This is a genomic window from Ilyomonas limi (assembly GCF_005233845.1).
In the GTDB taxonomy this organism is placed as follows: domain Bacteria; phylum Bacteroidota; class Bacteroidia; order Chitinophagales; family Chitinophagaceae; genus Ilyomonas; species Ilyomonas limi.
The window spans coordinates 259054-283417 of the sequence record NZ_SZQL01000003.1 but is presented as its reverse complement, the minus strand read 5'-3'; the positions used below and the strand labels follow the sequence as shown (position 1 = coordinate 283417).

Below are 24364 nucleotides of genomic sequence, written 5' to 3'. Positions count from 1 at the left end.
CTGTATCTCGGTACTATAAAAGTACATAACAATATAATAACAGATACTAAATGATATTAAAAAAACATTAAAATCCCAAATAGAGAACCAAATACTAATCGGAGATAAATATTATAATAAAATTTGCCAGATTGGCATTTTCATTTCTATTCTGAACAAAGAAGGGGCTAAATCAATTACTGTATATGTAAGCTCAAAAAGCTTCAAAAATAAAAAGCAGTTACGAAGCACATTTCATAACTGCTTTTTATTTTGCCAAACAAATAATGTATAATTGCTTTTGGGTATTAGTTTTTGATCCTGCTACCCAACAACCGCATACCTACGTAAGCATTCACCATTTTACTGTCGCCCAGGGCAGTTAATAGATTGGACGAGCCAACGACCAGTTTGCCTATGCGCAAACCTACACCGGCATCAAAGCCGGTCATATTATTCACCTGCACAGGCACATACAGTCCTGCAAACGGCGTTTCTATGCGGGGCGTAAGTATTACACTGTTTGAAGTATTCATCTTATATACATCGTTGCTGTTGGCAAGCGATAAATGAGTGGCAAGATTAATATAAAAACCTTTGTTGAAATGATAATCTACTTCCGTCATCAGCGTAGTAGGAAGGCTTACTTTGTACCTGCTGCTGTTGTTTGCATTCGTGGGTATAAAGAGTGCCGGGTTGGCATCAAAAGCTGCTTTAATATTATCAATATCTGTATTTAAAGCATCCAGATTGAATTGGTCGGAACCAGTAATGCCGGCGGTATAGCTTCCGCTGCGTTTGGGGTCGCTTTTAAAATGAATGCTACCCGCATCGAGCAATGCCACCGAAGCTCTTATTTTATACCTATTTTCGCTGCGTTTGCAGCTGCCATCAGCCAGTTTATAACGTTCGCTATTGGGGCGATATTCGTAAGATAATCCAATGTCGATGCCTGCACCTGTACCATTAAATTTCGTCAAATCGTTAACCGATAGATTGCCTGGAGAAGCACCCGCAAAACGGAGGTTAATATCTCCCGAAGCATTACCAGCAAAATAGCTGTCTTTAGTAATATCCTGACTAAGGATGGCATTGAGGTTGTGCGCACTAATAGATGCATTGGAAATGCCACCCAGGTATTTAAGGCTGATGCCACCTTTGAAGAAATGGTTGTCACTTTTATACAACACATTTGCCCAGGTGACACCTGCTTCCATCCAGCCGGTAGCAGCTACCTGCATGTTGTTGTTGGTAATGTTGAGCGAAGCAGGTGCATCATCGCCTTTGATGGATTGCAGCAAAGTGCCATCTATGCTGCGCAGGTTGCCAAACACCCGGTAGCGTGTGGTAAATGCAAATGCTGTTTTGCTGTTGATGCTAAATAAAAGCGACGGCCCTAATATATCCACATTTACCAGTGCGTTGGCGTTGCTGCTGCCATACAACTTATTCAGCACTTCATCGCCGTTGAAGTTTTTGGTAAGGGAACTAAGCTTGTACGAAGCAGCATCGTTGTACACCGAAGCATTTAATTGCACTAGATTAAAATCCCAATGGTAGCGGCTGTTTGCGGCATACGCAGGATTGAAAAACACGCCATTAACGCCGGCGTAATTGCCAGAGCGGCAGCCAATAAATGATTGTGCCTGTACGATGGTAATAATAAGTAACAAAGCAGCGAGTGATAGCATTGGTTTCATAGTAATATGGGTTTAGCGTGATGAATAATGTTTAAGATCGAGATCTTACCGGCTGAAGGCCGGCGTTTATTTAAGCGCCGGTTCAGCCTTTGGAGAAAGGGTTAGGGCTTCCCATTCTTTGAATTGTATATGAAGCAATAATCTGCGTAACAACAACTCAAAAGTAGCCAGGCTGTAACTTGTGTACAATGTGAGAATATCGGATTTAAAAAGGGTGTTTTTCACGTGTGTTTGTGTGGAAAAAGCGGTTTGGTGGAATGAAATAATTTGGGAAAATTGTAGGAGGAATTAAATATTTAACCTTTAAAAACAAACAACTATGAAATTGCAAAAGTACAGTATAATGTCACTTTTAGGCTTTGGTATAGGAGCACTTACAGGTTTGCTTTTCAGCTTAACCGCTTGTAAAAATTCTAATTCTGATTCCATAGCTGGAAAGCAAACTGATGTAGATACTAATTTCACTTTTGGAACAAAAAATACAGTGTCAACGGATGATCAAAAAAGAGAGTTTGAAAAGATTTTAGGACAACCTGTTGATCCCGTAGAAGTGAAAAACCTAGTAATAAACTTTCGTAAAATTTATTGTAGTAATAGTACAACGGATAAACAGATACCTTATGCCGTGTGTTTTACCATAAGCGAATTAAGAGCGTTATTTCATCTGATAGATTCCGATTTAAATAATATACCGGTTGATAAGCGGGGCGTTGCATTCATGATTGGTTTATATCCGCAAAATGAAACAAGCTATAGAAAGAATAGGGCTACAATTATAGCCGTGGCTACAAAGTTTGAAAAAAGTGGTACACAAGAAGGTAGAGTTACTACTTTAGATAACGAAGTCATTCATTTGCTTAAGCCAAGTATACCAGTGACTATAGCAAATACACGTGCTTATGATGTTGGTCATATTTATCCATGATTATAAGTCAATTCTAAATGCAGCCTTTACTTACGCCATACTTTATTGCAGAGTGTATTGCTTTTTTATGTAGTTTATTGTTATTTACAAAAAACGTAGATAAGTATTTCCGTGTTTTTACATTATATTGTTTTCTGGTAATTGTTAATGAGACTCTTTCTACATTACTTATACAAGACTGGCATTATTCTTCTAATCATGTGCTTAATAATTTTGCAATTTTGGTGTTTTTTTTATTTTATCTTTTTAGCTGCTATAAGGCACTTCTATCTGTAACGAAAAGAAAATTTATAAATGGCTTAATGGTACTGTTTTTATGTAGCTGGTTGATTGAAGTTTATATAAATTCGATTTATGTGTTAGTTGATTATACATTAATATTCGGATGCATTTTAGTTGCAGTTGCTGCTCTTCTTTATATGATACAGCTTTTGAGCAGCTTGGAAGTTGTGCATCCTTTAAGACAAATGTTTTTTTACGTTGCGAGTAGTTACTTATTATATACCATTCCTTTAGGGATCATATTTGTGCTTCATAAATACTTTGCTTATATTAGAACTCCAGTAGAAAAGGATTTTAGATATTTCTTTTCTATCATTATGAATGTCTCTAATTTATTAATGTATTTACTGTTAAGCATTTCTTTTATAATAGCATGGCAGCAGCAGAAATTATCAAAATAGTTTTCTTTGCATCTTTACTTGCGGTTTTGCTGCTATTGTTTTTTATTATGATTATTGTTCAATATAGAAATAGGTACAACCATTATATACAGGAAAAGTTAGAATTACAAAGCCAATACAACGAAGCCCTCCTACAATCCCAGCTCGAAACCCACGAATCCACGCTTCACCAGATAAGCGAAGAACTGCACGACAATATTGGGCAGCTACTCAGCAGTACCAAGATGCTGCTCGATGTTACCGGAATGAATTTAAACAATACCCCCGATACGTTCAAAACTGCCGAAGCCACTTTGAACAAAGCCATCCAGGATTTACGCGCTTTATCAAAATCCCTCAATAAGGAATGGCTGCACCAGTTTAACATTGTAGATAACCTGAAAGCTGAAACAGAGCGCATTAATACGGCAGGTACTATCCATATACAATACACTACGTCTGCTACTTATTTGCCCCTACAGCCAGAGGCGCAGGTGATGCTCTTTCGCATTGTGCAGGAAGCATTGCAAAACAGCATCAAACATGCACACGCGCGCGATATTGCCATCCAGACTTCATCTACTGATGAACGCATTATAGTAACTGTAGAAGACGACGGCATTGGCATTAATCAGGACGGCAAACCTTTAACCGGCGTGGGTATTCTCAATATGCAACACCGCACCAAACTGCTGGGCGGCACCATTGCCTGGAACAGGCTACCCAACCGGGGCACACAGGTGCTCATTACCTTGCCTGTACAACAAGAAAACAGGTAAAAGATAGATGACGGCAGTCTACATAAGGGCATCCATTTTAAACTTTAAATCTAATTGCCTATTGTCTCTTGTTTCTTTTCCCTTTTCTTAGGCATCTTTTTTGAACATAGCTTAACTGCTTCATTATTAAAAATTTACTTTTAGCAAATTTTATTAAGCTATGGATCCGGTGCCGCCTCTCCGTCTTAAACAAATTTCATTTTATCTGCTGCTTGTTGCTTTAGGCGTTTTAATACTTTTTAAACTTTCGGCTTTTATTCCGGCCTTTTTAGGGGCAGTTACCTTTTACGTCATTATGCGCAGGAGCATGATGAATATGGTATATAAACGCAAGATGAAAAAAAGCTTGTCTGCCACTATTCTTATTGTTGTATCTGTCCTTGTGGTGCTGGTTCCATTGTGGGTTTTTACTACGCTGGTAGGGCATAAAATTACGGACGTTGTTAAGCACTCCAATCAGGTATTAGCTGTAATACAGCATTTTTCTGATACGATGAAAGCAAGATACGGATTGGAAATATTATCGGTCAATAACATTGATAAGGCAGGTAATATGATTACTACGATGCTGCCCAATATATTAGGCGCTACTTTTAATACACTTACTTCTGTGCTGCTAATGTATTTTATGCTTTATTTTATGCTTACGCAATGCAAAGAAATGGAAGCAGCCCTTATCAAGTACATACCGCTTAAGGATGAAAATGTGATATGGCTGGGTAAAGACCTGCAGGAGCTCACTTTCAACAATGCCATAGGTGTGCCGCTCATTGCCTTTGCGCAAGGCTTCGTAGCATTGACAGGATACCTGATTTTTGGCGTTCCTGACGCCTTGTTTTGGTTTGTGCTTACGGTATTTGGCTCTATGCTGCCTATTATTGGTGCAGCAGCAGCTTACGTGCCGCTGAGCATATTATTGCTGGCGCAAGGCCCTGCGTGGAAAGGCATTGCCGTGCTTATTTATGGGCTGGCAGTAGTGGGGCTTACCGATAATGTATTCAGGTTTGCACTGCAGAAAAAGCTGGGCGACGTACACCCGCTGATTACCATTTTTGGCGTAGTGCTCGGCATTAATTTATTTGGTTTTATCGGGCTTATTTTTGGGCCTATTCTTATCTCCCTTTTTGTACTCCTGGTGCGTATTTATGTTAATGAATTTGGTAGTAAGCAAACCAAACGTTAATATCATTTCAGCCTCTTTTCATCCTTATTTAATCGTTGTACCTTTGCAGTCTCACAATAAAATGGTTGTTTTGAGCATTAATATGTCTAAACAACCATTTTTCTAATATCAACTAAATAAGAAAACATAATGCGGAGATTTGTTTTATTGTGTTCCATTTTCCTTTGTTCCTTTACCACAAAATCTACTACAGAAACAGGACCTAATGATGGAAAACATTTTCCTTCTTTATTGTCCGGTAGTACAGCATCTGCTGCCCACAGCCTGGTAGATTCGTTGTACACCAACATTCATCTTGACGAGGCTGGTCTTGGCCGCGAAGCCTTTTTTAAAGCCTATCAAGGCTATCAATACCTGCTGAGCAAAAACAAACTGACTAAAGAAAACATACTTACTATTTGTGATTATACGCAAAGCAGCAGCCAAAAACGCCTGTATGTAATAGATCTCGCAGCCGGCAAGCTGTTATTTAACACTTATGTTGCACACGGACATAATTCCGGCGGCACCATGGCCACCTCCTTTTCCAATGTAAATAGCTCCAATAAAAGCTCAGAGGGCTTTTTAGTAACTGCCGAAACTTATGTTGGGCATAATGGCTACAGCATGCGTTTTGACGGAATGGAGAGAAATTTTAACGGTAATGTGCGCGACCGCGCTGTGGTAATGCACGGCAGCGATTATGTGAGTGCAGAGCGTGCTGCCAATGGCGCTATGATGGGACGCAGTTGGGGCTGCCCCGCTGTTTCGCGCACAGATTGTAACCAGATTATTGATAAAATAAAAGGTGGAAGTTGCTTTTTCATCAATACCAGCGATCCTGTTTATGCACATAGCTCCTCTATATTGAATGCCCGTTTTGAATGGCCGTCTTTAACAATGCCGGAGCTTCCCTTGCAGGAAATAACAGTGGCTCCTCAGCAGTAAGCGGTAAACGTATTTACAATAACAAGTCTTTATATAAGCGCACCTGAAAGGTGTGCTTATATATTTGCCGGTTGAAGCAACCATCGTCATTGCGAGCGAAGCAACCGGTGGGTAGTTTAGAATCACTATCGATAGTTAAATTGGATGTTTATAATAAAGTTAGTATTCATCATTACAGGGTCATTATGATTTTACTATAACCCAGAGATTGCTTCGCTTCGCTCGCAATGACGGACATAAATCTTAAAAATTTACTCTACCACCTGCATCAGTGTGGCAAATGATACCAGGCTGCCCTCCCACTTTTCAAGGCTTTGATGCTCTATTTGCGGCAGGTACAATTCCAGGTAGCGGTTGTAATCGGCTTTACTTTGCGCATACAACTGCAGTGCATAAGTAGGTCCTTCCGAATCATCTGTTTCCAACAGCTGTACCAGTTGATATTTTTCAAAGCATCCGCTCTCCATAGCATATGGTAAATAAGTTTCGTACATCCAAAGCAGCCATGCATCGTGTATCTGCCACTCAGCCTGCATCGTGATGTTATAAATGAGCATCGGTATTAGTGTTTTTTTGGTTAATATCTTTTATCAATGCAAAAGAAAAGTAAATGAGCATTAGCAACACTGCAATAATGATGCTCCAAAGCAGCCAGGTATGTATGTGATTATCAACATTGGTTTTTGTACCGGCAGGCACAGTAATTTTTTCAATACTTTTTATGGCTAATACACGAGTGCCAGCACGAATGCTATCGCTAAAATACTGCAGGTCGTAAGCCGGCGTGTTTAAAGAAGAATCGCCGAAAAACAAGCTGTACTTTTTTCCGGCATCCAGATAAGCAATCACAGCAACAGGCAACTGGTAAACAGCTAATTTATTTATCCGGAGTGGTGTATTATCGAGATTGTTAATCACCAGCAACAATGTATTTGTTTTTACATGCATGTTGATGGTGATACTGCTATCGCGGGAGGTTACATTGCCTGACGCCAGCAGTGCATTATCAGAGCCATCATACAAAGTAAACGAGCGGTTGAAAAACTTTGCTCCGCTTAGCGAAAACCGGAGCTTATTAATCTGGTAATATTTACCAAACAGCAGTTGTATATAACTTTTTTTATCACTGCTGTCGTGCTGCATGATGGCAGGCTGTGGAAGAGCGTCAAAACTGTTATTAGCAGTGGTTTGCTGCTTTAAAATATAGGAAATCTCTTTACCTGCATCGTCTTTTATCCGTATGTCTCCAAACTGCGGCTGACACTCCGCTACAACAGCCGGTGATAAAGGAATGGTATAGAAGCTGCTTTGCTGCACACTATCAAGCGTTGCTTTATAGCGAAAACTTTGAGCTGTTGCATAAAAGCAAAACATGCTTAACATTGCCATTAATACAAAGCTGTATTTATGCACCTTGCTTCTTTTCATCTTCAATAATAATTTTTTTCAATCGCTGGTACATAAAGGAAATAATAAGCAGCAATACACCTAAGCAAAAGAAAGCAGCTATTTTGCCAGCTATAGGTATATTACTAATGTCGTAAATAAACAATTTGAGTAAAGTGATGGAGAATAGCGAAAGCGATATAATGCGCAAAGTTTTATACTGATGCTTCATACCCAGCCACATAAAGCCAAAGGAGCATAAGCCCCACAATACGGGCAGCACTACTTTTACAAACACCCGATCTATCTCTGCAGCATTGGTATGTGCAAATAACAGATTGTTCATTAGCAGATACACTTCTGCACTTAGATAAGCCACTACAGTGCCGCACAAGAGCCATGCAGCTATATTTTTTTCTTTGTTTTGCCGCGTAACATTAGTTAATCGATATATGATGATCGCCAGCAGCAATGCACTTATCCAATGCCCGGCAAAGAGGTAGCTGTATGCACTGTTCTCTTTTAAGAATAATACATTTTGTATTTGCACGGTAGCAGATAGTTGTGTAAAATACAGCATAATACAGGCAGCTAATACCGCCACCCGAAAGCGATTGCTCCAGGTAAAGCGGGTAAACCGCTTAGTTATTAAAAACAGTAATAAAACAAAGGAAAAAATATATAGCTGTATATACAATAAGGCAATGTTGGTAAAAGGAAAACGATGGCTGAACTGGTAGTTTGTTTCAATGATTCCGCCTATAAAAAGCAACGCAATAGCAATAAAACGAAACGTATTTGCCGGTACAAAATCGCCGTACTTTTCGATGTTGGTTTTATGCAACAAAAAGAAAAACAGGTAAGAAGCAGCCGCAGTATATACAGCCGTAATAAACCCTCTATTGATTATAACAGGAAGTAAAGAGGAATTATCGGATACCGGATAAAAAGAAACATACACATTTACCCAATCCATCAGCAGGCTGATGAGCATAGCAGTATAAACAATAAGCGAAGCATACCGTACAATAGATATGTTGGACTTGATGTACAGCCAGCAAAGCAGCACTGCTTCTGATGCCCAGAATAAAGTAATAAAATGTCCATGCAATTGCAATGGTGCCGTAAGTGAAATGAACGTGAGCGTGATGCCAATAAGCAGGTATAAAATATTTTTATCAAGATTGTTTTTCTTAAATAAAAAGTACGTTGCAGCAAGGTTAAACACCGCCATTACTGCACTGAATAAACCATTGTAAGCAGTGGCGTTCATCTTGTTTAAACAATACAATCCGGCACTAAAAAATAAACAGGTATTCAACAATAAAATACCAAAGTCAAAAGCCAGAAACTGCTTTCGTTCTTTGATATTGTTGGCAATATTGATGGCAAAAAATAACAGGTAAAAAATAGCTGCAAACAACAACCCATTGGCATATACACTTTTGTTTGTTGTATCGGGTAAAGATGCCAGCCAGGAGCTAAAAAGAATAACGGTAAAAAGAAAGGCAGTTACATTTAATATACGCCACGTTTTATTGTAAGCAATAATGAGTAAGCCGGTATTGAGTATAAGCAGATAAATAAATAAAGTAACATAATTGCCGCTGCCATTGCTTACCAAGAAAGGTGATGCAAAGCCACCCACTAAAGCAATAACTGCCAGCTCCTGCCGGTTGTACAGTAATGCCAGCAATACTGCAAATGCCGTAATTACCAGCAGTATGATGAATGCTACCGTTTGAGAAAACAAATGAAACTGCTGGTATGCCAGTGTGATGGTAAAATACAATACAGCCAATCCACCACCAGCCAGTACCGAGCTAAAAGCATGATAATTTTTACGCAGCCGATGTGCCACACCTATCAATATACCGCCGCATACAATGCCAATGCTCACTCTTCCTACAGCGCCAACCCAGTTGTTGTCTATGGCAAACTTTACAAAATAGCCAATAGCCAGCACCAGTATGGCAATACCAATTTTACTAACTAAGTTTTCGCCAATAAACTTTTCCAAATCCGGGTTGCGCTCAAAGAAAGTAGGCTTGGGTGGCTTAGGTGGCGCAATATTGCCTGTTGCTTTTGATGATACTACAAACTGCTCTTCTTTTACTGGCAGTGGCTCTTGCCGGGTGTAAACAACCTCTGGTGCGGACGTATGTTCGGGTTCTTCTTTAGGCAGCCAGTCTTCTTTTTTGGAAGTTAGGGATGGATCGGTTACGACCTTAAAGCCGGAAGCCCATTCTTCTTCTGGTTCCGGCTGAATAATAGGTGGTACTTGCTTTTTTTCTTCGGCAACAGTAGCGGCAGGAGGTAGGGCAATCTCTTTTCGTAAGTGTATTAGTTCCTGCTCTAATTGTTGCAGTTTACGGCTTGTACTGCTTTTAAAAGACAGCAGTATAATTAGTATAATAACCAGCAGCAATACAACAAGGATCATCATGCGTTATATGTTTTGGTGCAAAAAGAATAGCGTTTACCAACAGCTATCGCTTGCCTGAATTTCCTGATAAACATACAATTAATAACGCATATTTCCCTATGCTTGCTTTATACTATCTCCACATATATCGGGCAATGATCGCTGTGCTTGACATGTGGTAAAATCTGCGCGTCTTTTATGCTTTCTTTCAGGTTATCTGTAACGCTAATGTAATCTATACGCCAGCCCTTGTTTTGTACTCTTACCGAAGGAAAACGCTGACTCCACCAGGTGTAATGATGCAATTTATCGGGATGAATATGCCGGAAGGTATCTATGTAGCCACTACCGAAAAAGTTGGTGAGCCAGGCTCTTTCTTCGGGCAAAAAGCCGGAGTTCTTTTTATTGCCTTTTGGGTCGTGAATGTCTATTTCTGTATGTGCAATATTGTAGTCGCCGCAAATCACCAGTTGGTGTTTTGTTTGGCGTAAACATTCCAAATATTGATGAAATTCATTCAGCCATTGATATTTGTATTGCTGCCGTTCGTCGCCACTGGTACCGGCAGGAAAATACGTACTGAATACACTGATATTTCCAAAGTCGGCGCGTATAACCCTGCCTTCATAATCGCTTTGCTCAATCTGGCTGCCGTATTCGATATGGTCGGGTTTTATTTTGGTAAAAACAGCCACGCCGCTATAGCCTTTTTTTTGTGCCGGATACCAGAAGGTCTCGTAGCCTAATTCTTCTATTTTGGAGCAATCCACATCGTCTTTACAGGCTTTTATTTCCTGCAGGCAAATAACCTCTGCAGGGTGCGTAGCCAGCCACTCAATAAAGCCTTTGTTGATAGCCGCACGAATGCCATTGACATTATAAGAAATAATACGCATGAATAACCATTTTTGAGCGGACGAAAATAAAATAAACGACAATGCGGAAAATTGATTTGTTTTAAAATTCCGAAATTTGAGGTATGGCAATGACGAAAGAAGAAATATTGGCAACCATTAAAGAAAAAGTATTGAGCATAGTACCCAATGCCAAAGTAATGCTGTTTGGTAGCCGTGCCCGCGGCGATTGGCATGAGGAAAGTGATTGGGATATTTTAGTGTTGACGGAGCAGGAGGTAACGCATGAGCTGAAGGAGGAGATTCATGAGGCTGTTTGCTCTTTTGGTTTAGATAACTTCTTCTGGATTGATACTGTTGTTAATACAAATGAATGGGAAGAACATCCAGGCTGGTACTCCTTATGGCTTTCAACAAAAAATGACCTTGTTGCATTATGAGTAGAAAAGACGCTGCTATACAGTTAAAATTTCAACAAGCGAAATCGGCACTTGCAGAAGCAGAAATTTTGCTACAAAACAGATTTTATAATGGGGGCAGTTAGCCGTATGTATTATGTCTGCTTTCATACAACATTAGCATTGCTGCTTACTAAAGATATAACACCTAAAACACATAAAGGCGCCTTAACAGAATTGCATAAGGATTTTGTGTTGGAAGGTGGGTTTGATAAAGCAAAAGCAGACTCCTATAAGACTCTGATGCAAGAAAGTCAAGAAAGTGATTATGGTGATTTTATGGCAATGACAAGAGAAGAAGCAGACCAATTGTTACTTTCGGCCAAAGAGTACATTAACTACATCACTTCCCTCCTTACTTCGCCCTAAACACGGGGTAACGCAAATAATCCGGCTCCATATATGGCGAATGGCGGAATATAAAATCTAATTGTGCTTCTGCATTATTGGCAAATGCAGTATCCATTTTTTTCTTTTCTTCCAAAGCTGCTTTTATAGCAGGATGCGATTGCAAAAAGTTAGCGGCCGTTTCTTCAAACACGTAATCTGAAAAATATTCTTTTTGCCCCAATATCGCATCGAAAAAGTTCCAGGTAAAATAGCTGTCATCAGCAGTTGGTTCAAGTGTTTCAACCAAAAAACGATTGGCGGTTTGGTTCAATGGAATATAATAATCGCCTTTACGGAAATGAATAGTATCGGTGTGTGTTGAAGTAATAACATTCGTATTAAAATGGTGCCCCTCAAACGGGCGCGGTGCTGCTTTATAATCTTCTATTTTATACCATTCTACGTTAATGGTCGTATCGTGTGCAAGCGGTGTCATTATTACTTTATTTGCTTTCAACCTGTCTATCACTTTCCACCAGCCTTGCGGTATAATGTAGGCTTTAGGTTTATCAATAAAAACATCGGCTTTATACTCGTTGTAAAATGGAATTGCTTTGGTAAAGGGCTTATTTCTATCGTAATATAATACCTGTAAGCCTGAAACGCTACTCCTTCTTTTGTCGGCTTCGTAACCTTTAAAAACAATCTGTGATGGCTGCGTGCTATCCACTTTCCAATGCAAGGGAAACTGTGTTTGTATAATCATCTTTTGCTTTGCTTCCTGCCTTAGTTGCGTAATGGCTGCACTGTTAGCTGCCGTAAATTCTATAAAGCTTTTCATCAGGGCAAGGATCGCTTCTACACGTTGTTTGTAAGGCTTTAGCATGTGCGTTTCGGGCATGAAAGCAAAGGTGTTCCAAAGTGCTGCATAACCGCTGCTGTAGCGCGGGCTGTCCCAAAATTCCGCCCAGCCAACATCGGGTGTGTTATCGCCAAAATGATTGACATATGGCACCAGATCATAACCTTTTGCTTTCATCATATTGTAAATTGCAGGCTCCATCGTTTTATTCAAATATTCACCTAAAATGCCACCTAACTTGTTACGCTGCGAAGAAAGCAGCGTAATAATATGTTGATAATCGGCACCATTGCTTACATGATTATCTATCTGAATATCGGGATCGAGCAAATGGAAAATATGGGTAAAAGCCAGCGCGTTTTTAGAATCGCATTTAATGAAGTCTCTGTTCAAATCTAAATTCTCTGCATTGCCGCGAAAGCCGAATGCTGCCGGTCCGTTTTGGTCAACCCGGTAGTTTTTGCTCCGGTTTAAACAGCCACCAATATTATACACCGGAATGATGGCTAACACCACGTTATTTGGTAGTTTGTATTTGCCTTCTACCATATCTCTTACGAGCAGCATGCTGGCATCTATGCCATCCGGTTCGCCGGGGTGAATACCATTGTTAATAAACAGCATGCTTTTGTTTTTTGCTTTAACAGATGCGATGTTGAAATCTTTATCGTCACTCACCAAAATTAAGTGCAGCGGAAAACCGGAATCGGTTGTATCCATCGCTTGCATGCTTACAATAGAGGAAGCCGCATCCAGCTTTTGCCACCAATTTATAATTTGAAAATAAATGGGTGTTTGTGTGCCGCCGGATTGTTCGAACAAAGTAGTGGTGTGTTGTGCCTGTGACGAAAGAAAAGAAACAACAAAAAACAGTATAAAAGAATAGCGCATCCGGAAGTAGTTTTTGTAAAAGTATAGCAGACGGCTATAGTTATAACAAATAGTTGTATTGGCTTCCTTTATCTACTATTAAGTTTGCATAAGATAATTGATGGGTGTTATATGAAAGAATCAGAACGTATTATTCCTGCAAAAGAACATGTGTATCTTGATGGCCCGCACAGCCGTGGTTATGAGTTTGTTTTTCTCTTAAAAGTAATGTGGCAGTTCTTTATCGGCATCCGCAAACTGCATTTCGAAAATCCCTGTATCACCGTATTTGGCTCGGCGCGGTTCAAAGAAAATGATCCTTATTACAAAGCCGCCCGTGAGTTTGGGAAACGTATTGCGCAGCTTGGATTTAGTACGATGACGGGCGGTGGTCCCGGTATTATGGAAGCTGCTAACCGCGGCGCTTTTGAGAATGGCGGTACTTCTATTGGTTGCAATATTGTGCTGCCGCACGAGCAAAAAGAAAATCCTTACCTGCATAAGTCTATTACGTTTGACTATTTTTTTGTCCGTAAAACACTACTCATCAAATATTCTTATGCTTTCATCATTCTGCCCGGTGGCTTTGGTACGATGGATGAATTTTTTGAGACACTTACATTGGTGCAAACCAAAACCATTACGCAGTTTCCTATTGTATTATATGGAAAAGAGTATTATAAAGAACTGATGGAAGCCATACAGGATATGGCAAAAAGGGGCACCATTTCACCGGCAGATATGAATCTCGTATTGCTCACCGATGATATAGACGAAGCAATGAATCACATCCGTACTTACATTACTACCAATTACAAAATTGTGCCACGCAAACGTTTTTGGTTGTTGTTTGAAAATGGTAGGCGGGCATAAATGAATTGATGAGATGACAGTTGAAAAACGTTGATTGATAATCTTATAAATTATTAGCATCCAATTATCATTTTGCCCTGCCAACTTGCTTCGTTACTTCTCCCCGCTAACAATTACTTTTGTTCTCATTACTAATTTTTTATTTTATTGTTGAAGATGATTAACAGAAAGGTAGCGCCTCCTATACAAGACCCCGTTGCGTTTGATTTGCAGCTAAAGCCTTACGATTACTATACGTTGGATAATGGCACGCCGGTATATGCTGTAAATGCCGGCGCGCAGGATGTACTGCTGATAGAGCTTGTTTTCTTTGCCGGTAACTGGTATGAGCAGCAAAATCTAGTAGCCGCTACGACCAATTTTTTATTGAAAAATGGTACGAGACAACGTAGTGCTTTTGACATTAATGAACATTTTGAATTTTATGGCGCATACCTCAACCGGCGCTGCAACAGTGAAACAGCTACACTCAGCCTGCATTGTCTTAGCAAGCACGTAAACGAACTGCTGCCGGTAATTGGCGAGTTGCTTACCGAAAGTATTTTTCCCGAAGAAGAATTAGATATTTATAAGCAAAACCAAAAGCAGCGACTGCAAGTCAATTTGAAGAAATGCGATTTTGTAGCCAACCGGCTAATAGATGAATATCTCTATGGCTTTAATCATCCGTACGGGCGCTATACTTCTACCTTGGCGTATGATGAACTGGAGCAGGAACAATTGCTGGATTTTTTTAGGCGTTATTATACTAATGGCAGATGCCTCCTTTTTGTAGCCGGCAAGCTGCCCGATGATATAATACCACAGCTTAACAAAAGCTTTGGTACATTGCCTTTTAATAAAGAATCATTGCCTCATTTCAACCATCCGCCACATCCTGCTGCCGAAAAAGTGGCGCGCATCATCAACGATGAACAGGGCGTACAAAGTGCCATCAGGCTCGCTACGCCTTTCCCTAACCGTCATCATGCCGATTATCCCAAAGCGCAGGTACTCAACAGCATTTTTGGGGGATATTTCGGCTCGCGCCTCATGAGCAATATCCGCGAGGATAAAGGCTATACTTATGGCATTCACAGCCATATAGAAAACCATATACAAACAAGCGCCTGGGTAGTAAGCACCGAAGCGGGAAGAGACGTAACCAAAGCCACCATTAAAGAAGTGTATCACGAAATGGAGCGCCTGCGTAATGAGCCTATTGGCGAAGAAGAACTGTACCTCGTGCGCAACTACATGATAGGCACCCTGCTTGGCGATATTGATGGACCTTTTCAGATCATCAACCGCTGGAAAAATTATATTTTACATGGATTGGAGCGAGACTATTTTTATAAGAGTTTGGAGGTGATAAAAACCATCACTGCGCAGGAACTGCAGGCATTAGCCAATAAATACCTGCAGCCCGAAAAATTTTATGAGTTGACTGTAATATAAAATACATGCGTTTTATAGGTAAAATATTAGTAACCGCCATGGCAGCATTAATTGCCTCTTATTTGCTGCCGGGCGTTACAATCCACAGCGGTATTACTGCTATTATTATTGCCCTGGTGCTGGCATTATTAAATACGTTTATAAAACCAATTTTAATTATATTAACCATCCCGGTTACTGTATTTACATTTGGCTTGTTTTTGTTGGTGATTAATACCATTATCATCAAATGGACGGCTTTTTTGGTAGGGCCAGGCTTTACCGTTGAAAACTGGTGGGCAGCTTTTTGGTTTAGTATCTTATTATCTATTGTTACGTATATTATTGAAGTGCTTATAGGAGATAAGACCAGGGAGCGAAGAAGATGACAGTTGTTGGATGACAGAGCAAAAAACTGCAGATTTTTGTGCTGAAAGCTGATACCTTAAACTGCGTATGAAAAGATATATTACCGGATTTTATTTTTCTTTACCTGTACAATTGTTCCTGCTGCACTTCAGGCGCTACCAGGTATTGCTCATATTCTGGTATGTATTGTTTGCTACGGTAGATGGCAATTTTTTGCAACCTTATGGCGCCGATACGTTGTACCTGGCACCGGAATATTGGGGCAGCGTTAATACTTCGAGTATGACACTTACCGGCTTTGCTATTGGCATTTTTGTTATGAGCTGGAATATTACCACCTTTATTTTGCACACCAAACATATCCGCTTTCTGGCTACTACGGCACAGCCTTTTTTAAAATTCTGTATCAACAATGCCGTAATACCGCTCGCCTTTCTTATTTTTTATTTTATAAAAGCCATTAAGTATGATGCCTACGAAGAACTGATACCTGCAGGCAGAATCGTTGTATTGATGAGCAGTTTTTTGGCAGGTTTTATTATAGCCATTTTCATTGCATTTGGTTATTTTTTTGGTGCTGATAAAAATATTTACCGGCGCTTAAGGGCTACCATTACCAAAGCCAACGAGCAGTATTCTACCGCTATTCTCCAAAATCCATTGCCGCTTTACAGAGGTGAGATACGCGTGCTGTGGTTCTTCAGTGCCAGCCTTGGATTGCGTAAGCCGCGTGATGTGCGCCATTACAGTGAAGAGTTTTTAAATACCATCTTCAAACAGCACCACCTTGCAGCGGTACTGGCAGTGTTGCTGGCCTTTATATTCCTGGTAAGCGTTGGTTATTTATCAGACAGTACTATTTTTCAGATACCCGCTGCTGCAAGCATTACTATATTTTTTGCTATCCTTATTGGCGTAGCAGGCGCATTTTCGCTCTTTTTAAAGTCCTGGAGCATACCGGTTATTATTCTTTTATATCTTATCATCAATGCACTTAACGATAGCGGTGTTATAGACCTCCGCAACCGGGCGTATGGCATTAATTACAATAAAAACCTGCCTGCACCTGCTTATACCAAAGAAGCTATAGAAGCTATGGCTTCACCTGCCAATATGGAAGCGGATAAACAGGCTTTTTTACAAACATTGAATGCCTGGAAAGCGCGGCAAAAAGAGGATAAGCCGGTAATGTTTCTCATTGATGTAAGTGGTGGCGGTAATCGGAGTGCTGCTTTTACCATGAATGTATTACAACGCCTCGATAGCGTTACGCACGGCACTTTAATGCAGCATACCATGCTCATCAGCGGCGCTTCGGGCGGCATGTTGGGCGCTACTTATTTTCGCGGTTTGTATTTTGAAAAAGTAAAAGGTAGCAACATCAATCTTCAGAACCATCAATATGCCGAGAATATCTCGCGCGATTTGTTGAATCCGCTGTTCTCTTCGTTCATTACAAGAGATATTATGGGTCCGGCTGCCACATTCAATGCGTATGGATATGAGTATGTAAAAGACCGTGCCTATGCCTTTGAGCAAAAGTTCAACCACAATACCAAAGGCGTGTTGAACAAGCGGCTTGCCGACTACCGCGATGCTGAAATGCAGGCGCAGATACCCACCATTATTTTCAACAGCACCATCAGCCGCGATGGCCGCAAAATGATTGTAAGCACGCGCCCGTTGCGCTTTCTGATGCAGGCATATTTTGATACTACGAAGGTATCGGCCAAAGAGATAGATGGGGTGGATTTTGTTTCTTTTTTTAAAGATAGAAATCCGCTTAATTTGGGTGTTTTATCGGCATTGCGCATGAATGCTACTTTTCCGTATGTACTGCCAAGCGTGTGGCTGCCCAGCGACCCGGTGATAGATGTACTGGATGCAGGTTTGCGCGATAATTTTGGGCAGGAGACCAGCTTTCGTTTTGTGAGCGTTTTCAAGGATTGGCTGGAGCAAAACACCAGCAAGGTAATTGTATTGCAGATACGCGACCGGCAATCGGGCGATTGGGACCGCCCGTTTGAAAACAACAGCCTGTCGGGTTTTATAACCAAGCCGCTGATGCTGATGCAATCCAATTGGTTCAGAATACAAACGTACTACCAGCTTGGGCAGTTGGATTATTTGTCGGAGAGCATGGGTCAGCATTTTTACCGGTTCAGCTTTCAATATATTCCTTCAAAAAAAGATGCCAGCGCCTCCCTTAGCTTTCACCTCACCGCCTCGGAAAAAAAAGATATTGCTGCTTCGCTCAACAGCAGCATCAACACCGATACATTTAATGAAATAAAAAGATTAATGGAAAATAAATAGTTTTGAAACTACAGAGGCTCCGGAGTAAACCACAGCGGATTTTTCTATCAATTTCATCAGCAAAAAATAGAAAAATCATCATGTAAAAGCTACTTTTCCTGCTGCGCCGTCGCAATCAATACCGCGCCGCCAATGATTAAAATACTGCCTGCTACTAATTGCCAGGTTAGTTTTTCTTTTAAAAACAGCGTGGCAAAAATAACTACAAATACCAGCGCGCCGCGGTCTATAGAAGTAACCGCGCCCGCGTTTCCCTCCTTTAAAGCGCGGAATTTAAACAGCGAAGACAATGCGGTAGCCACACCGGCACCGGCAAGAAACAGCCAGGCTTGTTTGTCTATTTTGCCTACTTCATTCTGATTGCCCTTGTATAAAACCGGGCTCCAGGAAACGATAAGAATAAGTACAGATTGCAGAGCAAAAGCAAGCACCGGATTTACATTTTTTACACCGGCCTTGGTAAGTATAACCGAAACGGCAGCCATGAGCGCATCGAGAATGGCGAAGATTAACCACATAAATAAGCTGTTTTTTAACTGATTGATTACTTAATACAAAACAATACCAATGTTTATTTATGCTTCAATTAATACCTTTACAGCCTTTTATCACAAGGAATACCATGAGTTTTGCCGATAAATATGAAGCCGTCATCGGGCTGGAAGTACATGCGCAGTTAGCTACTGCCAGCAAGTTATTTTGCGGCGATAGCACCGCATTTGGCGCAGCGCCCAATACGCATGTAAGCGCCATTACGCTTGGCCATCCCGGTACTTTGCCCATGACCAACAAAAAAGCGGTGGAATATGCCATTAAAATGGGACTTGCCTGCCACTGTGAGATAGAGCGCTACAACTACTTCGCCCGCAAAAACTATTTTTATCCCGATTTGCCCAAAGGTTACCAGGTATCGCAGCACACCACGCCTATTTGTAAAGGCGGATATGTGATGATTAAAACGGAAACTGGCAACCGCGATATTCAGCTCAACCGTATTCATCTTGAAGAAGATGCGGGCAAAAGTATTCATGATATTGAGGAAGACTATACCTGCGTGGATTATAACCGTGCCGGTACACCGCTAATAGAAATTGTAACCGAGCCCGACCTCCACACTGCCGATGAAGCATACCAGTATGTGACCGAAGTGCGCCGCCTCGTGCGCTGGCTGGGCATTTGCGACGGTAATATGGAAGAAGGTAGCTTGCGCTGCGATGCTAATGTTTCGGTGCGGCTGAAAGGTGAAACAAAGCTGGGTACCAAGGTGGAGGTAAAAAACCTTAACTCCATCCGTAATGTGAAAAGGGCAATTGAATACGAGATTACGCGCATGATTAATCTGCTGGAAAAAGGCGAACGCATTATACAGCAAACACGCAGTTTCGATGCTTCCACCGATACTACGTTTGCCATTCGCGATAAAGAAGAAGCGAACGATTACCGCTATTTCCCCGAGCCGGATTTATCGCCATTTCATCTTTCGGAATCGTTTATACAAAATATACAGGAAGCACAGCCTGCATTGCCTTACGAGTTGCAGGAAAAATACAAAGTGGCAGGCTTAAGCGAATACGATGCAGCGCAGTTGTGTACCGAAAAAGAAATAAGTGATTATTACAACAAAGTAATAAAACACACTACCCATTACAAGGCGGCTGCCAACTGGATAAATGGCCCGCTGCGCCAGCATGTGAATGATGCAAAGATTACATTTGACCAATTGCAGCTTTCGCCATTACAATTAGTTGCACTTATACAAATGGTGGAAGATGGCAAGGTAAACTTTTCGGTGGCTTCGCAACGTATATTACCCGTGTTGATTGGCAATGAAGAGCTAACACCACTGGAGGTAGCTACTGAGATGAACCTATTGCAAACGAGCAACAGCAGCGAGATTGAAAATTGGATAGATGAAGTAATAAAGAACATGCCCGATAAAGTAACCGAATATAAAAGGGGCAAAAAAGGCTTAATTGGTTTGTTTGTTGGAGAGGTAAAAAAAAGGAGCAAAGGCAAGGCAGACCCAAAAGCAGTAACCGATTTACTCCAGCAAAAATTAAACGCTTAGCATTTAAATTTAGAAGCATAAAGGCACGAAGAAAAAGGTCACACAAAGGTTATTCATATGCTTTACTATTCTTTATGAACCTTTGCGCCTTAACGGTTAAAAAATTAAACAACACAATCACTTTGCAATAATGACGAAGAACATACTTATAGCGGCCATTGCAGGCATTAGCCTGATGGCCTGCAAGCAACACAATGGCAATGGCGAATTTACTGTAAACGGTAAGATTTTGCATGTACAAAAGCAACCTGTCTATTTAAGCCACTTACCGTCCGACGGCAGCGAGGTGCAGATTGTAGATTCTGCTACGCTTGGTGCTGATGGCTCGTACAAATTAAAAACTATTGGCAAAGAAGAGGGCCTGTATTTTGTAAGCGTTCCCAGCGGGTTACAGGCTTTATTCATCAACGATAATGACGATATTACGGTGAATGTTGATTCGCTCAATGCGCGTCATCCCGAGATAAATGGCTCTGATGCCAGTACCAATCTGTATAAATTTATTACCACTTTTATACAAAAAGATTCCTCTATAGGAGCTGCCTACCAGCAGGCACAGCAGGCACCGGATAGTGCAAAGCAAATGGCTGTAAGCAATGTGCAGGGACAGGTAAAACAACTGAATGATTATATTAAAAAAACGGTTGCTGAAGCGAACAGTCCGGCTTTGGTGCAGTTTGCATTGGGCCAGGCTGCCAATATGCAAACAATGTCTTTTGACGATTTGTACAAGCTGGCCAGCGATGCTTCTAACCGGTTTAAGGAAAGCAGTGGATTAGCTACCCTGAAGGCAAGATTGCAAACGGCTATAGAAGATGCTAAGCCTAAAGCTTACCCGCTCGTTGGCAAACCGGCACCCAATCTTACCATGCAGGATGTAACCGGTAAGCCGGTAAGCATCAGTGATTTTAAAGGCAAGTATCTGCTGGTGGATTTTTGGGCAAGCTGGTGCGGGCCTTGCCGGCAGGAAAATCCTAATGTAGTAGCCGCATATAACCAATATAAAGACAAAAACTTTACAATTCTTGGCGTATCGCTGGACGATGATAAACAAGCATGGTTAGAGGCGATAAAAAAAGATGGATTAGTATGGCACCAGATGAGCGACCTGAAACAATGGGCAAGCCCGGCGGTAGAAACCTACCAGTTTGATGGTATTCCGTTTAATGTATTGATTGATCCGCAGGGAACTATTATAGCCAGCAGTTTGCGCGGGCCAGAACTGGAAGCAAAACTGGCGGAAGTGCTGAAATAAGCATTGATAAAGGACAAAGGAATGTATAGAGGGCTTTATTGGGAACTATGTAAAAAGGGTTCTTAGTAAAGCCTTAGCTTTTTAACTTTATCTATAAGTCTCTTCTTTTAATCCTGTCTGCTATTATTACAAGCTTATTCATTCCAATACTTCCCTAACTTGCCGCATATAATTATTATAACTTTATACACCCATGAAAACAGTATTAGTAACAGGCGCCACTGGTAATCTCGGCACAGCAGTAGTCAATAAATTTTTAGCAGAAGGTTATCGCGTAATTGGCACTGTAAATAAAAAAGCACCAATAAATACTCCTTTTGAGGCAATGTATGTTGACCTTAATGATGAAGCAGATACCGAAGCATTGGTAGATAGTATTGTTGAAAAATATGGTGCTATAGATGTGCTCATAGCTACTGCAGGCGGCTTTGCCATGGGTAATATTCATACTACTAAAAGCAGTGATCTTACCTTTCAATACCAGCTTAATTTTGAAACGGCATATCATGCAGCTAAACCCGCATTCAGGCACATGCTGCAGCGCGGTAGCGGGCGCATTTTTCTTACCGGCGCACGCCCGGGAGTAGAAGATAATGGCGCTAAGGATGTGATGGGGTATGCCCTTTCCAAGTCTTTGCTACAAAAGCTGGCAACAATGCTAAATGAAGAGGCGAATGGAAAAGACGTGGTTACCAGCCTTATTGTTCCATCTATCATAGATACGCCAGCCAACAGAAAAGCAATGCCCAATGCCAACTTTGATGCATGGGTAAAGCCGGAAAGGATTGCAGATATTATTTACTTCTATTGTACCGAAGCTGCTGATGCCATCAGGCAACCGGTTATTAAGGTATATAACGGGTCTTAAGTAAATAGAAGCGCATTAAGCAAGTTTATGTTTGACTTCAGACTAAAAGTTTTTTATACAGTTGCAAAGCGCTTAAGCTTTACTAAAGCGGCTGCCGATTTGTTTATTACACAACCGGCAGTTACCAAACATATACAGGAACTGGAACAATACTTTAAAGTGCAGTTGTTTGAGCGGCAGGGAAACCAGATTAAACTAACACAGCAAGGGCAGGTAATGCTGCAATACACCGAGCAATTGTTAACCATCTACCGGAAGATGGAGTTTGATTTAAACAGCTTCTCCGATACACACAAAGGGGTATTACATCTTGGTGCAAGCACTACTATTAGTCAATACATTATACCTGCTGCACTGGCGGAGTTTCATAAGAAATATAAAGATGTAAAAGTAAAGTTGCTGAATGGTAATACGGAACAAATAGAACATGCACTGCTGAACAACGATATTGACCTTGGTTTAATTGAAGGTAAATCGAAAAATGTAGGTATAAAATATACGGAGTATGTAAAGGATGAAATTGTACTGGTGAGCAATATTCATCATCCGTTAGCAAAAAAATCACATATTACTCTCCATGAGTTAAAACGCATTCCACTGCTTATAAGAGAAGCCGGTTCGGGTACATTAGATGTGATTGCCTATGCGCTAAAAGGTGTCGGACTCCATTTTTCTCAGCTTAATATTGAAATGGAATTAGGTTCTACAGAAGCTATTAAAACCTATCTCCGAAGTTCCAACTGTATGGCATTTCTTTCTGTTCATTCGGTTTTTACCGAATTGTCTAACCATGTTTTCCGTATTATTGATGTGGATGGGTTAACAATTGAACGCTTTTTTTACTTTATTGAAAGGCAGGGTACATCCGAACAGTTAGCTCATTTGTTTATCACTTTTGCCAAGCAGTATAACTTAAAGTAATGACCCATTACTTTTATCAATTTCCTTTCCCCATACTTCTGTTTCACTTTTGCAATGTGAAATCTTCTATTATGGAAGAAATCACATGCGCAGCATGAAACACAATTTTCAAAAAGGCAAAGTAATTATAGCAGGCGCCGGTCCCGGCGATCCGGAACTGCTTACGGTTAAAGCTGCACGCTACTTACAAAAAGCAGATGTTGTACTAACAGACCGGCTTGTAAGCGATGTGATTATGGAGGAGTATGTAAACCCGCAGGCGGAGGTTTTGTACGTTGGCAAACAATGCAGGCGCGGCGCATCTACACCACAGACGACCATTAATGAATTAATGGTAGATTATGCGTTGCAGGGTAAACTGGTAGTAAGATTAAAAGGTGGCGATGTATCTATCTTCTCCAATATTTTAGATGAACTTCAAACGCTGGTTAAGCATAATATTCCTTACGAAGTTGTGCCCGGCATTACTGCTGCCTCGGGTGCAGCGGCATATAGCGGCATTCCTTTAACTGCAAGAAATTATGCTACTGCCGTTCGTTTTCTTACCTGCTATAAAACTGAGGTTATTTCTGATGCATATTGGCAGGAACTTGCAGCAACATCGGATACTTTGGTTTTTTATATGTCGGCAGAAACTGCCGATCATGTGGTTGCAAAACTTACGGCAAATGGCATAGCCGAAGATAAATGGATAGCAGTAGTGGAACAGGCAACCACGCCTTTGCAAACAATATATACGAGCAACTTGTATGAGTTTGCGGCAAAGCAGGGCAGCAAAGTATTCAAATCTCCTTCGCTGCTGATTATAGGCAAAGTAGTTCAACTGCATCAGCAATTCTATTGGTTACAGAATAAAGAGACAACGCAGGAATACTTTGCTCCGGTTGAAGATAAAGCAGCGACCTACCCTAAAGCAGAACGGGCATAATTAACAGTAT

23 protein-coding genes are annotated in these 24364 nt (G+C 40.9%); 16 read left to right on the top strand and 7 right to left on the bottom strand.

Annotated elements, in window-relative coordinates; genetic code table 11:
- Positions 1–287: 287 nt before the first annotated feature.
- Positions 288–1679, bottom strand: coding sequence for a DUF5723 family protein (locus FC093_RS06140; RefSeq protein WP_137260867.1), 1392 nt, complete (start codon positions 1677–1679; stop codon positions 288–290).
- Positions 1680–1998: 319 nt separating this feature from the next.
- Here FC093_RS06140 and FC093_RS06135 point away from each other — a divergent pair, with 319 nt between their 5' ends.
- From FC093_RS06135 to FC093_RS06115, 5 genes are all read left to right on the top strand, one after another.
- On the top strand, positions 1999–2604 hold the full coding sequence (locus FC093_RS06135) for a hypothetical protein (RefSeq protein ID WP_137260866.1): 606 nt from the start codon (positions 1999–2001) through the stop codon (positions 2602–2604).
- Positions 2605–2621: 17 nt separating this feature from the next.
- Entirely contained in the window at positions 2622–3287 is a 666-nt protein-coding gene (locus FC093_RS06130) for a hypothetical protein (protein WP_137260865.1), read from the top strand.
- On the top strand, positions 3260–4045 hold the full coding sequence (locus FC093_RS06125) for a sensor histidine kinase (protein ID WP_137260864.1): 786 nt from the start codon (positions 3260–3262) through the stop codon (positions 4043–4045). The genes FC093_RS06130 and FC093_RS06125 overlap by 28 nt, the downstream gene beginning before the upstream one ends.
- Before the next feature lie 160 nt (positions 4046–4205).
- On the top strand, positions 4206–5228 hold the full coding sequence (locus tag FC093_RS06120) for an AI-2E family transporter (protein WP_137260863.1): 1023 nt from the start codon (positions 4206–4208) through the stop codon (positions 5226–5228).
- A gap of 129 nt (positions 5229–5357) precedes the next feature.
- Positions 5358–6155, top strand: a complete 798-nt coding sequence (locus tag FC093_RS06115; protein ID WP_137260862.1) for a murein L,D-transpeptidase catalytic domain family protein — start codon at positions 5358–5360, stop codon at positions 6153–6155.
- A gap of 251 nt (positions 6156–6406) precedes the next feature.
- On the opposite strand, the gene FC093_RS06110 is transcribed toward FC093_RS06115, so the two are convergent.
- From FC093_RS06110 to FC093_RS06095, 4 genes are all read right to left on the bottom strand, one after another.
- Positions 6407–6712: a DUF4286 family protein gene (locus tag FC093_RS06110; RefSeq protein ID WP_137260861.1), complete on the bottom strand. Its 306-nt coding sequence runs from the start codon at positions 6710–6712 to the stop codon at positions 6407–6409.
- Complete coding sequence (locus FC093_RS06105; protein ID WP_137260860.1) at positions 6699–7583, bottom strand: hypothetical protein; 885 nt, start codon at positions 7581–7583, stop codon at positions 6699–6701. Before FC093_RS06105 ends, FC093_RS06110 begins: the two co-directional genes overlap by 14 nt.
- Positions 7561–9987, bottom strand: a complete 2427-nt coding sequence (locus FC093_RS06100; RefSeq protein WP_137260859.1) for a DUF2339 domain-containing protein — start codon at positions 9985–9987, stop codon at positions 7561–7563. The genes FC093_RS06105 and FC093_RS06100 overlap by 23 nt, the downstream gene beginning before the upstream one ends.
- A gap of 107 nt (positions 9988–10094) precedes the next feature.
- Positions 10095–10862 (bottom strand): exodeoxyribonuclease III, encoded by a 768-nt coding sequence (locus tag FC093_RS06095; protein ID WP_137260858.1) that lies wholly within the window; start codon positions 10860–10862, stop codon positions 10095–10097.
- A gap of 83 nt (positions 10863–10945) precedes the next feature.
- On the opposite strand from FC093_RS06095, the gene FC093_RS06090 reads away from it, so the two are divergent.
- Both FC093_RS06090 and FC093_RS06085 read left to right on the top strand, forming a co-directional pair.
- Positions 10946–11260: a nucleotidyltransferase domain-containing protein gene (locus FC093_RS06090; RefSeq protein ID WP_137260857.1), complete on the top strand. Its 315-nt coding sequence runs from the start codon at positions 10946–10948 to the stop codon at positions 11258–11260.
- A 51-nt stretch (positions 11261–11311) separates the two neighbouring features.
- Complete coding sequence (locus FC093_RS06085; RefSeq protein WP_170971008.1) at positions 11312–11647, top strand: HEPN domain-containing protein; 336 nt, start codon at positions 11312–11314, stop codon at positions 11645–11647.
- Here the strand turns inward: FC093_RS06085 and FC093_RS06080 are convergent.
- Positions 11634–13361, bottom strand: coding sequence for a M14 family zinc carboxypeptidase (locus tag FC093_RS06080; RefSeq protein ID WP_137260855.1), 1728 nt, complete (start codon positions 13359–13361; stop codon positions 11634–11636). The genes FC093_RS06085 and FC093_RS06080 overlap by 14 nt on opposite strands.
- Before the next feature lie 111 nt (positions 13362–13472).
- Between FC093_RS06080 and FC093_RS06075 the strand changes: the two genes are divergently transcribed.
- From FC093_RS06075 to FC093_RS06060, 4 genes are all read left to right on the top strand, one after another.
- Positions 13473–14213 (top strand): LOG family protein, encoded by a 741-nt coding sequence (locus FC093_RS06075; protein ID WP_137260854.1) that lies wholly within the window; start codon positions 13473–13475, stop codon positions 14211–14213.
- Between the two features lie 156 nt (positions 14214–14369).
- Positions 14370–15650: a M16 family metallopeptidase gene (locus FC093_RS06070; RefSeq protein ID WP_137260853.1), complete on the top strand. Its 1281-nt coding sequence runs from the start codon at positions 14370–14372 to the stop codon at positions 15648–15650.
- Positions 15651–15655: 5 nt separating this feature from the next.
- Complete coding sequence (locus FC093_RS06065; protein WP_137260852.1) at positions 15656–16018, top strand: phage holin family protein; 363 nt, start codon at positions 15656–15658, stop codon at positions 16016–16018.
- A gap of 67 nt (positions 16019–16085) precedes the next feature.
- Complete coding sequence (locus tag FC093_RS06060) at positions 16086–18314, top strand: hypothetical protein (protein ID WP_137260851.1); 2229 nt, start codon at positions 16086–16088, stop codon at positions 18312–18314.
- Positions 18315–18403: 89 nt separating this feature from the next.
- On the opposite strand, the gene FC093_RS06055 is transcribed toward FC093_RS06060, so the two are convergent.
- Positions 18404–18832 carry an EamA family transporter gene (locus FC093_RS06055; RefSeq protein ID WP_137260850.1) on the bottom strand — a complete coding sequence of 143 codons (429 nt, stop codon included), beginning with the start codon at positions 18830–18832 and terminating at the stop codon, positions 18404–18406.
- A 59-nt stretch (positions 18833–18891) separates the two neighbouring features.
- On the opposite strand from FC093_RS06055, the gene gatB reads away from it, so the two are divergent.
- The 5 genes from gatB (at position 18892) to cobA (ending at position 24354) form a co-directional block, all read left to right on the top strand.
- On the top strand, positions 18892–20382 hold the full coding sequence (gatB, locus tag FC093_RS06050; RefSeq protein ID WP_240743211.1) for an Asp-tRNA(Asn)/Glu-tRNA(Gln) amidotransferase subunit GatB: 1491 nt from the start codon (positions 18892–18894) through the stop codon (positions 20380–20382).
- A 130-nt stretch (positions 20383–20512) separates the two neighbouring features.
- Entirely contained in the window at positions 20513–21637 is a 1125-nt protein-coding gene (locus FC093_RS06045; RefSeq protein WP_137260849.1) for a TlpA family protein disulfide reductase, read from the top strand.
- A gap of 193 nt (positions 21638–21830) precedes the next feature.
- Entirely contained in the window at positions 21831–22505 is a 675-nt protein-coding gene (locus FC093_RS06040; RefSeq protein WP_137260848.1) for an SDR family NAD(P)-dependent oxidoreductase, read from the top strand.
- A gap of 27 nt (positions 22506–22532) precedes the next feature.
- Positions 22533–23426 carry a LysR family transcriptional regulator gene (locus tag FC093_RS06035; protein ID WP_137260847.1) on the top strand — a complete coding sequence of 298 codons (894 nt, stop codon included), beginning with the start codon at positions 22533–22535 and terminating at the stop codon, positions 23424–23426.
- A 94-nt stretch (positions 23427–23520) separates the two neighbouring features.
- Positions 23521–24354 carry a uroporphyrinogen-III C-methyltransferase gene (cobA, locus tag FC093_RS06030; protein ID WP_137260846.1) on the top strand — a complete coding sequence of 278 codons (834 nt, stop codon included), beginning with the start codon at positions 23521–23523 and terminating at the stop codon, positions 24352–24354.
- Positions 24355–24364 lie beyond the last annotated feature (10 nt).

What these genes read in the sequence shown, in the direction of transcription:
- FC093_RS06100 (WP_137260859.1), bottom strand. Translation starts at nt 9,987, where the DNA reads ATGATGATCCTTGTTGTATTGCTGCTGGTTATTATACTAATTATACTG.
- FC093_RS06035 (WP_137260847.1), top strand. Translation starts at nt 22,533, where the DNA reads ATGTTTGACTTCAGACTAAAAGTTTTTTATACAGTTGCAAAGCGCTTA.
- FC093_RS06120 (WP_137260863.1), top strand. Translation starts at nt 4,206, where the DNA reads ATGGATCCGGTGCCGCCTCTCCGTCTTAAACAAATTTCATTTTATCTG.
- gatB (WP_240743211.1), top strand. Translation starts at nt 18,892, where the DNA reads ATGCTTCAATTAATACCTTTACAGCCTTTTATCACAAGGAATACCATG.
- FC093_RS06040 (WP_137260848.1), top strand. Translation starts at nt 21,831, where the DNA reads ATGAAAACAGTATTAGTAACAGGCGCCACTGGTAATCTCGGCACAGCA.
- FC093_RS06060 (WP_137260851.1), top strand. Translation starts at nt 16,086, where the DNA reads ATGAAAAGATATATTACCGGATTTTATTTTTCTTTACCTGTACAATTG.
- FC093_RS06125 (WP_137260864.1), top strand. Translation starts at nt 3,260, where the DNA reads ATGGCAGCAGCAGAAATTATCAAAATAGTTTTCTTTGCATCTTTACTT.
- FC093_RS06115 (WP_137260862.1), top strand. Translation starts at nt 5,358, where the DNA reads ATGCGGAGATTTGTTTTATTGTGTTCCATTTTCCTTTGTTCCTTTACC.
- FC093_RS06065 (WP_137260852.1), top strand. Translation starts at nt 15,656, where the DNA reads ATGCGTTTTATAGGTAAAATATTAGTAACCGCCATGGCAGCATTAATT.
- FC093_RS06140 (WP_137260867.1), bottom strand. Translation starts at nt 1,679, where the DNA reads ATGAAACCAATGCTATCACTCGCTGCTTTGTTACTTATTATTACCATC.
- FC093_RS06090 (WP_137260857.1), top strand. Translation starts at nt 10,946, where the DNA reads ATGGCAATGACGAAAGAAGAAATATTGGCAACCATTAAAGAAAAAGTA.
- FC093_RS06095 (WP_137260858.1), bottom strand. Translation starts at nt 10,862, where the DNA reads ATGCGTATTATTTCTTATAATGTCAATGGCATTCGTGCGGCTATCAAC.
- FC093_RS06075 (WP_137260854.1), top strand. Translation starts at nt 13,473, where the DNA reads ATGAAAGAATCAGAACGTATTATTCCTGCAAAAGAACATGTGTATCTT.
- cobA (WP_137260846.1), top strand. Translation starts at nt 23,521, where the DNA reads ATGAAACACAATTTTCAAAAAGGCAAAGTAATTATAGCAGGCGCCGGT.
- FC093_RS06110 (WP_137260861.1), bottom strand. Translation starts at nt 6,712, where the DNA reads ATGCTCATTTATAACATCACGATGCAGGCTGAGTGGCAGATACACGAT.
- FC093_RS06105 (WP_137260860.1), bottom strand. Translation starts at nt 7,583, where the DNA reads ATGAAAAGAAGCAAGGTGCATAAATACAGCTTTGTATTAATGGCAATG.
- FC093_RS06135 (WP_137260866.1), top strand. Translation starts at nt 1,999, where the DNA reads ATGAAATTGCAAAAGTACAGTATAATGTCACTTTTAGGCTTTGGTATA.
- FC093_RS06055 (WP_137260850.1), bottom strand. Translation starts at nt 18,832, where the DNA reads ATGTGGTTAATCTTCGCCATTCTCGATGCGCTCATGGCTGCCGTTTCG.
- FC093_RS06045 (WP_137260849.1), top strand. Translation starts at nt 20,513, where the DNA reads ATGACGAAGAACATACTTATAGCGGCCATTGCAGGCATTAGCCTGATG.
- FC093_RS06070 (WP_137260853.1), top strand. Translation starts at nt 14,370, where the DNA reads ATGATTAACAGAAAGGTAGCGCCTCCTATACAAGACCCCGTTGCGTTT.
- FC093_RS06080 (WP_137260855.1), bottom strand. Translation starts at nt 13,361, where the DNA reads ATGCGCTATTCTTTTATACTGTTTTTTGTTGTTTCTTTTCTTTCGTCA.
- FC093_RS06130 (WP_137260865.1), top strand. Translation starts at nt 2,622, where the DNA reads ATGCAGCCTTTACTTACGCCATACTTTATTGCAGAGTGTATTGCTTTT.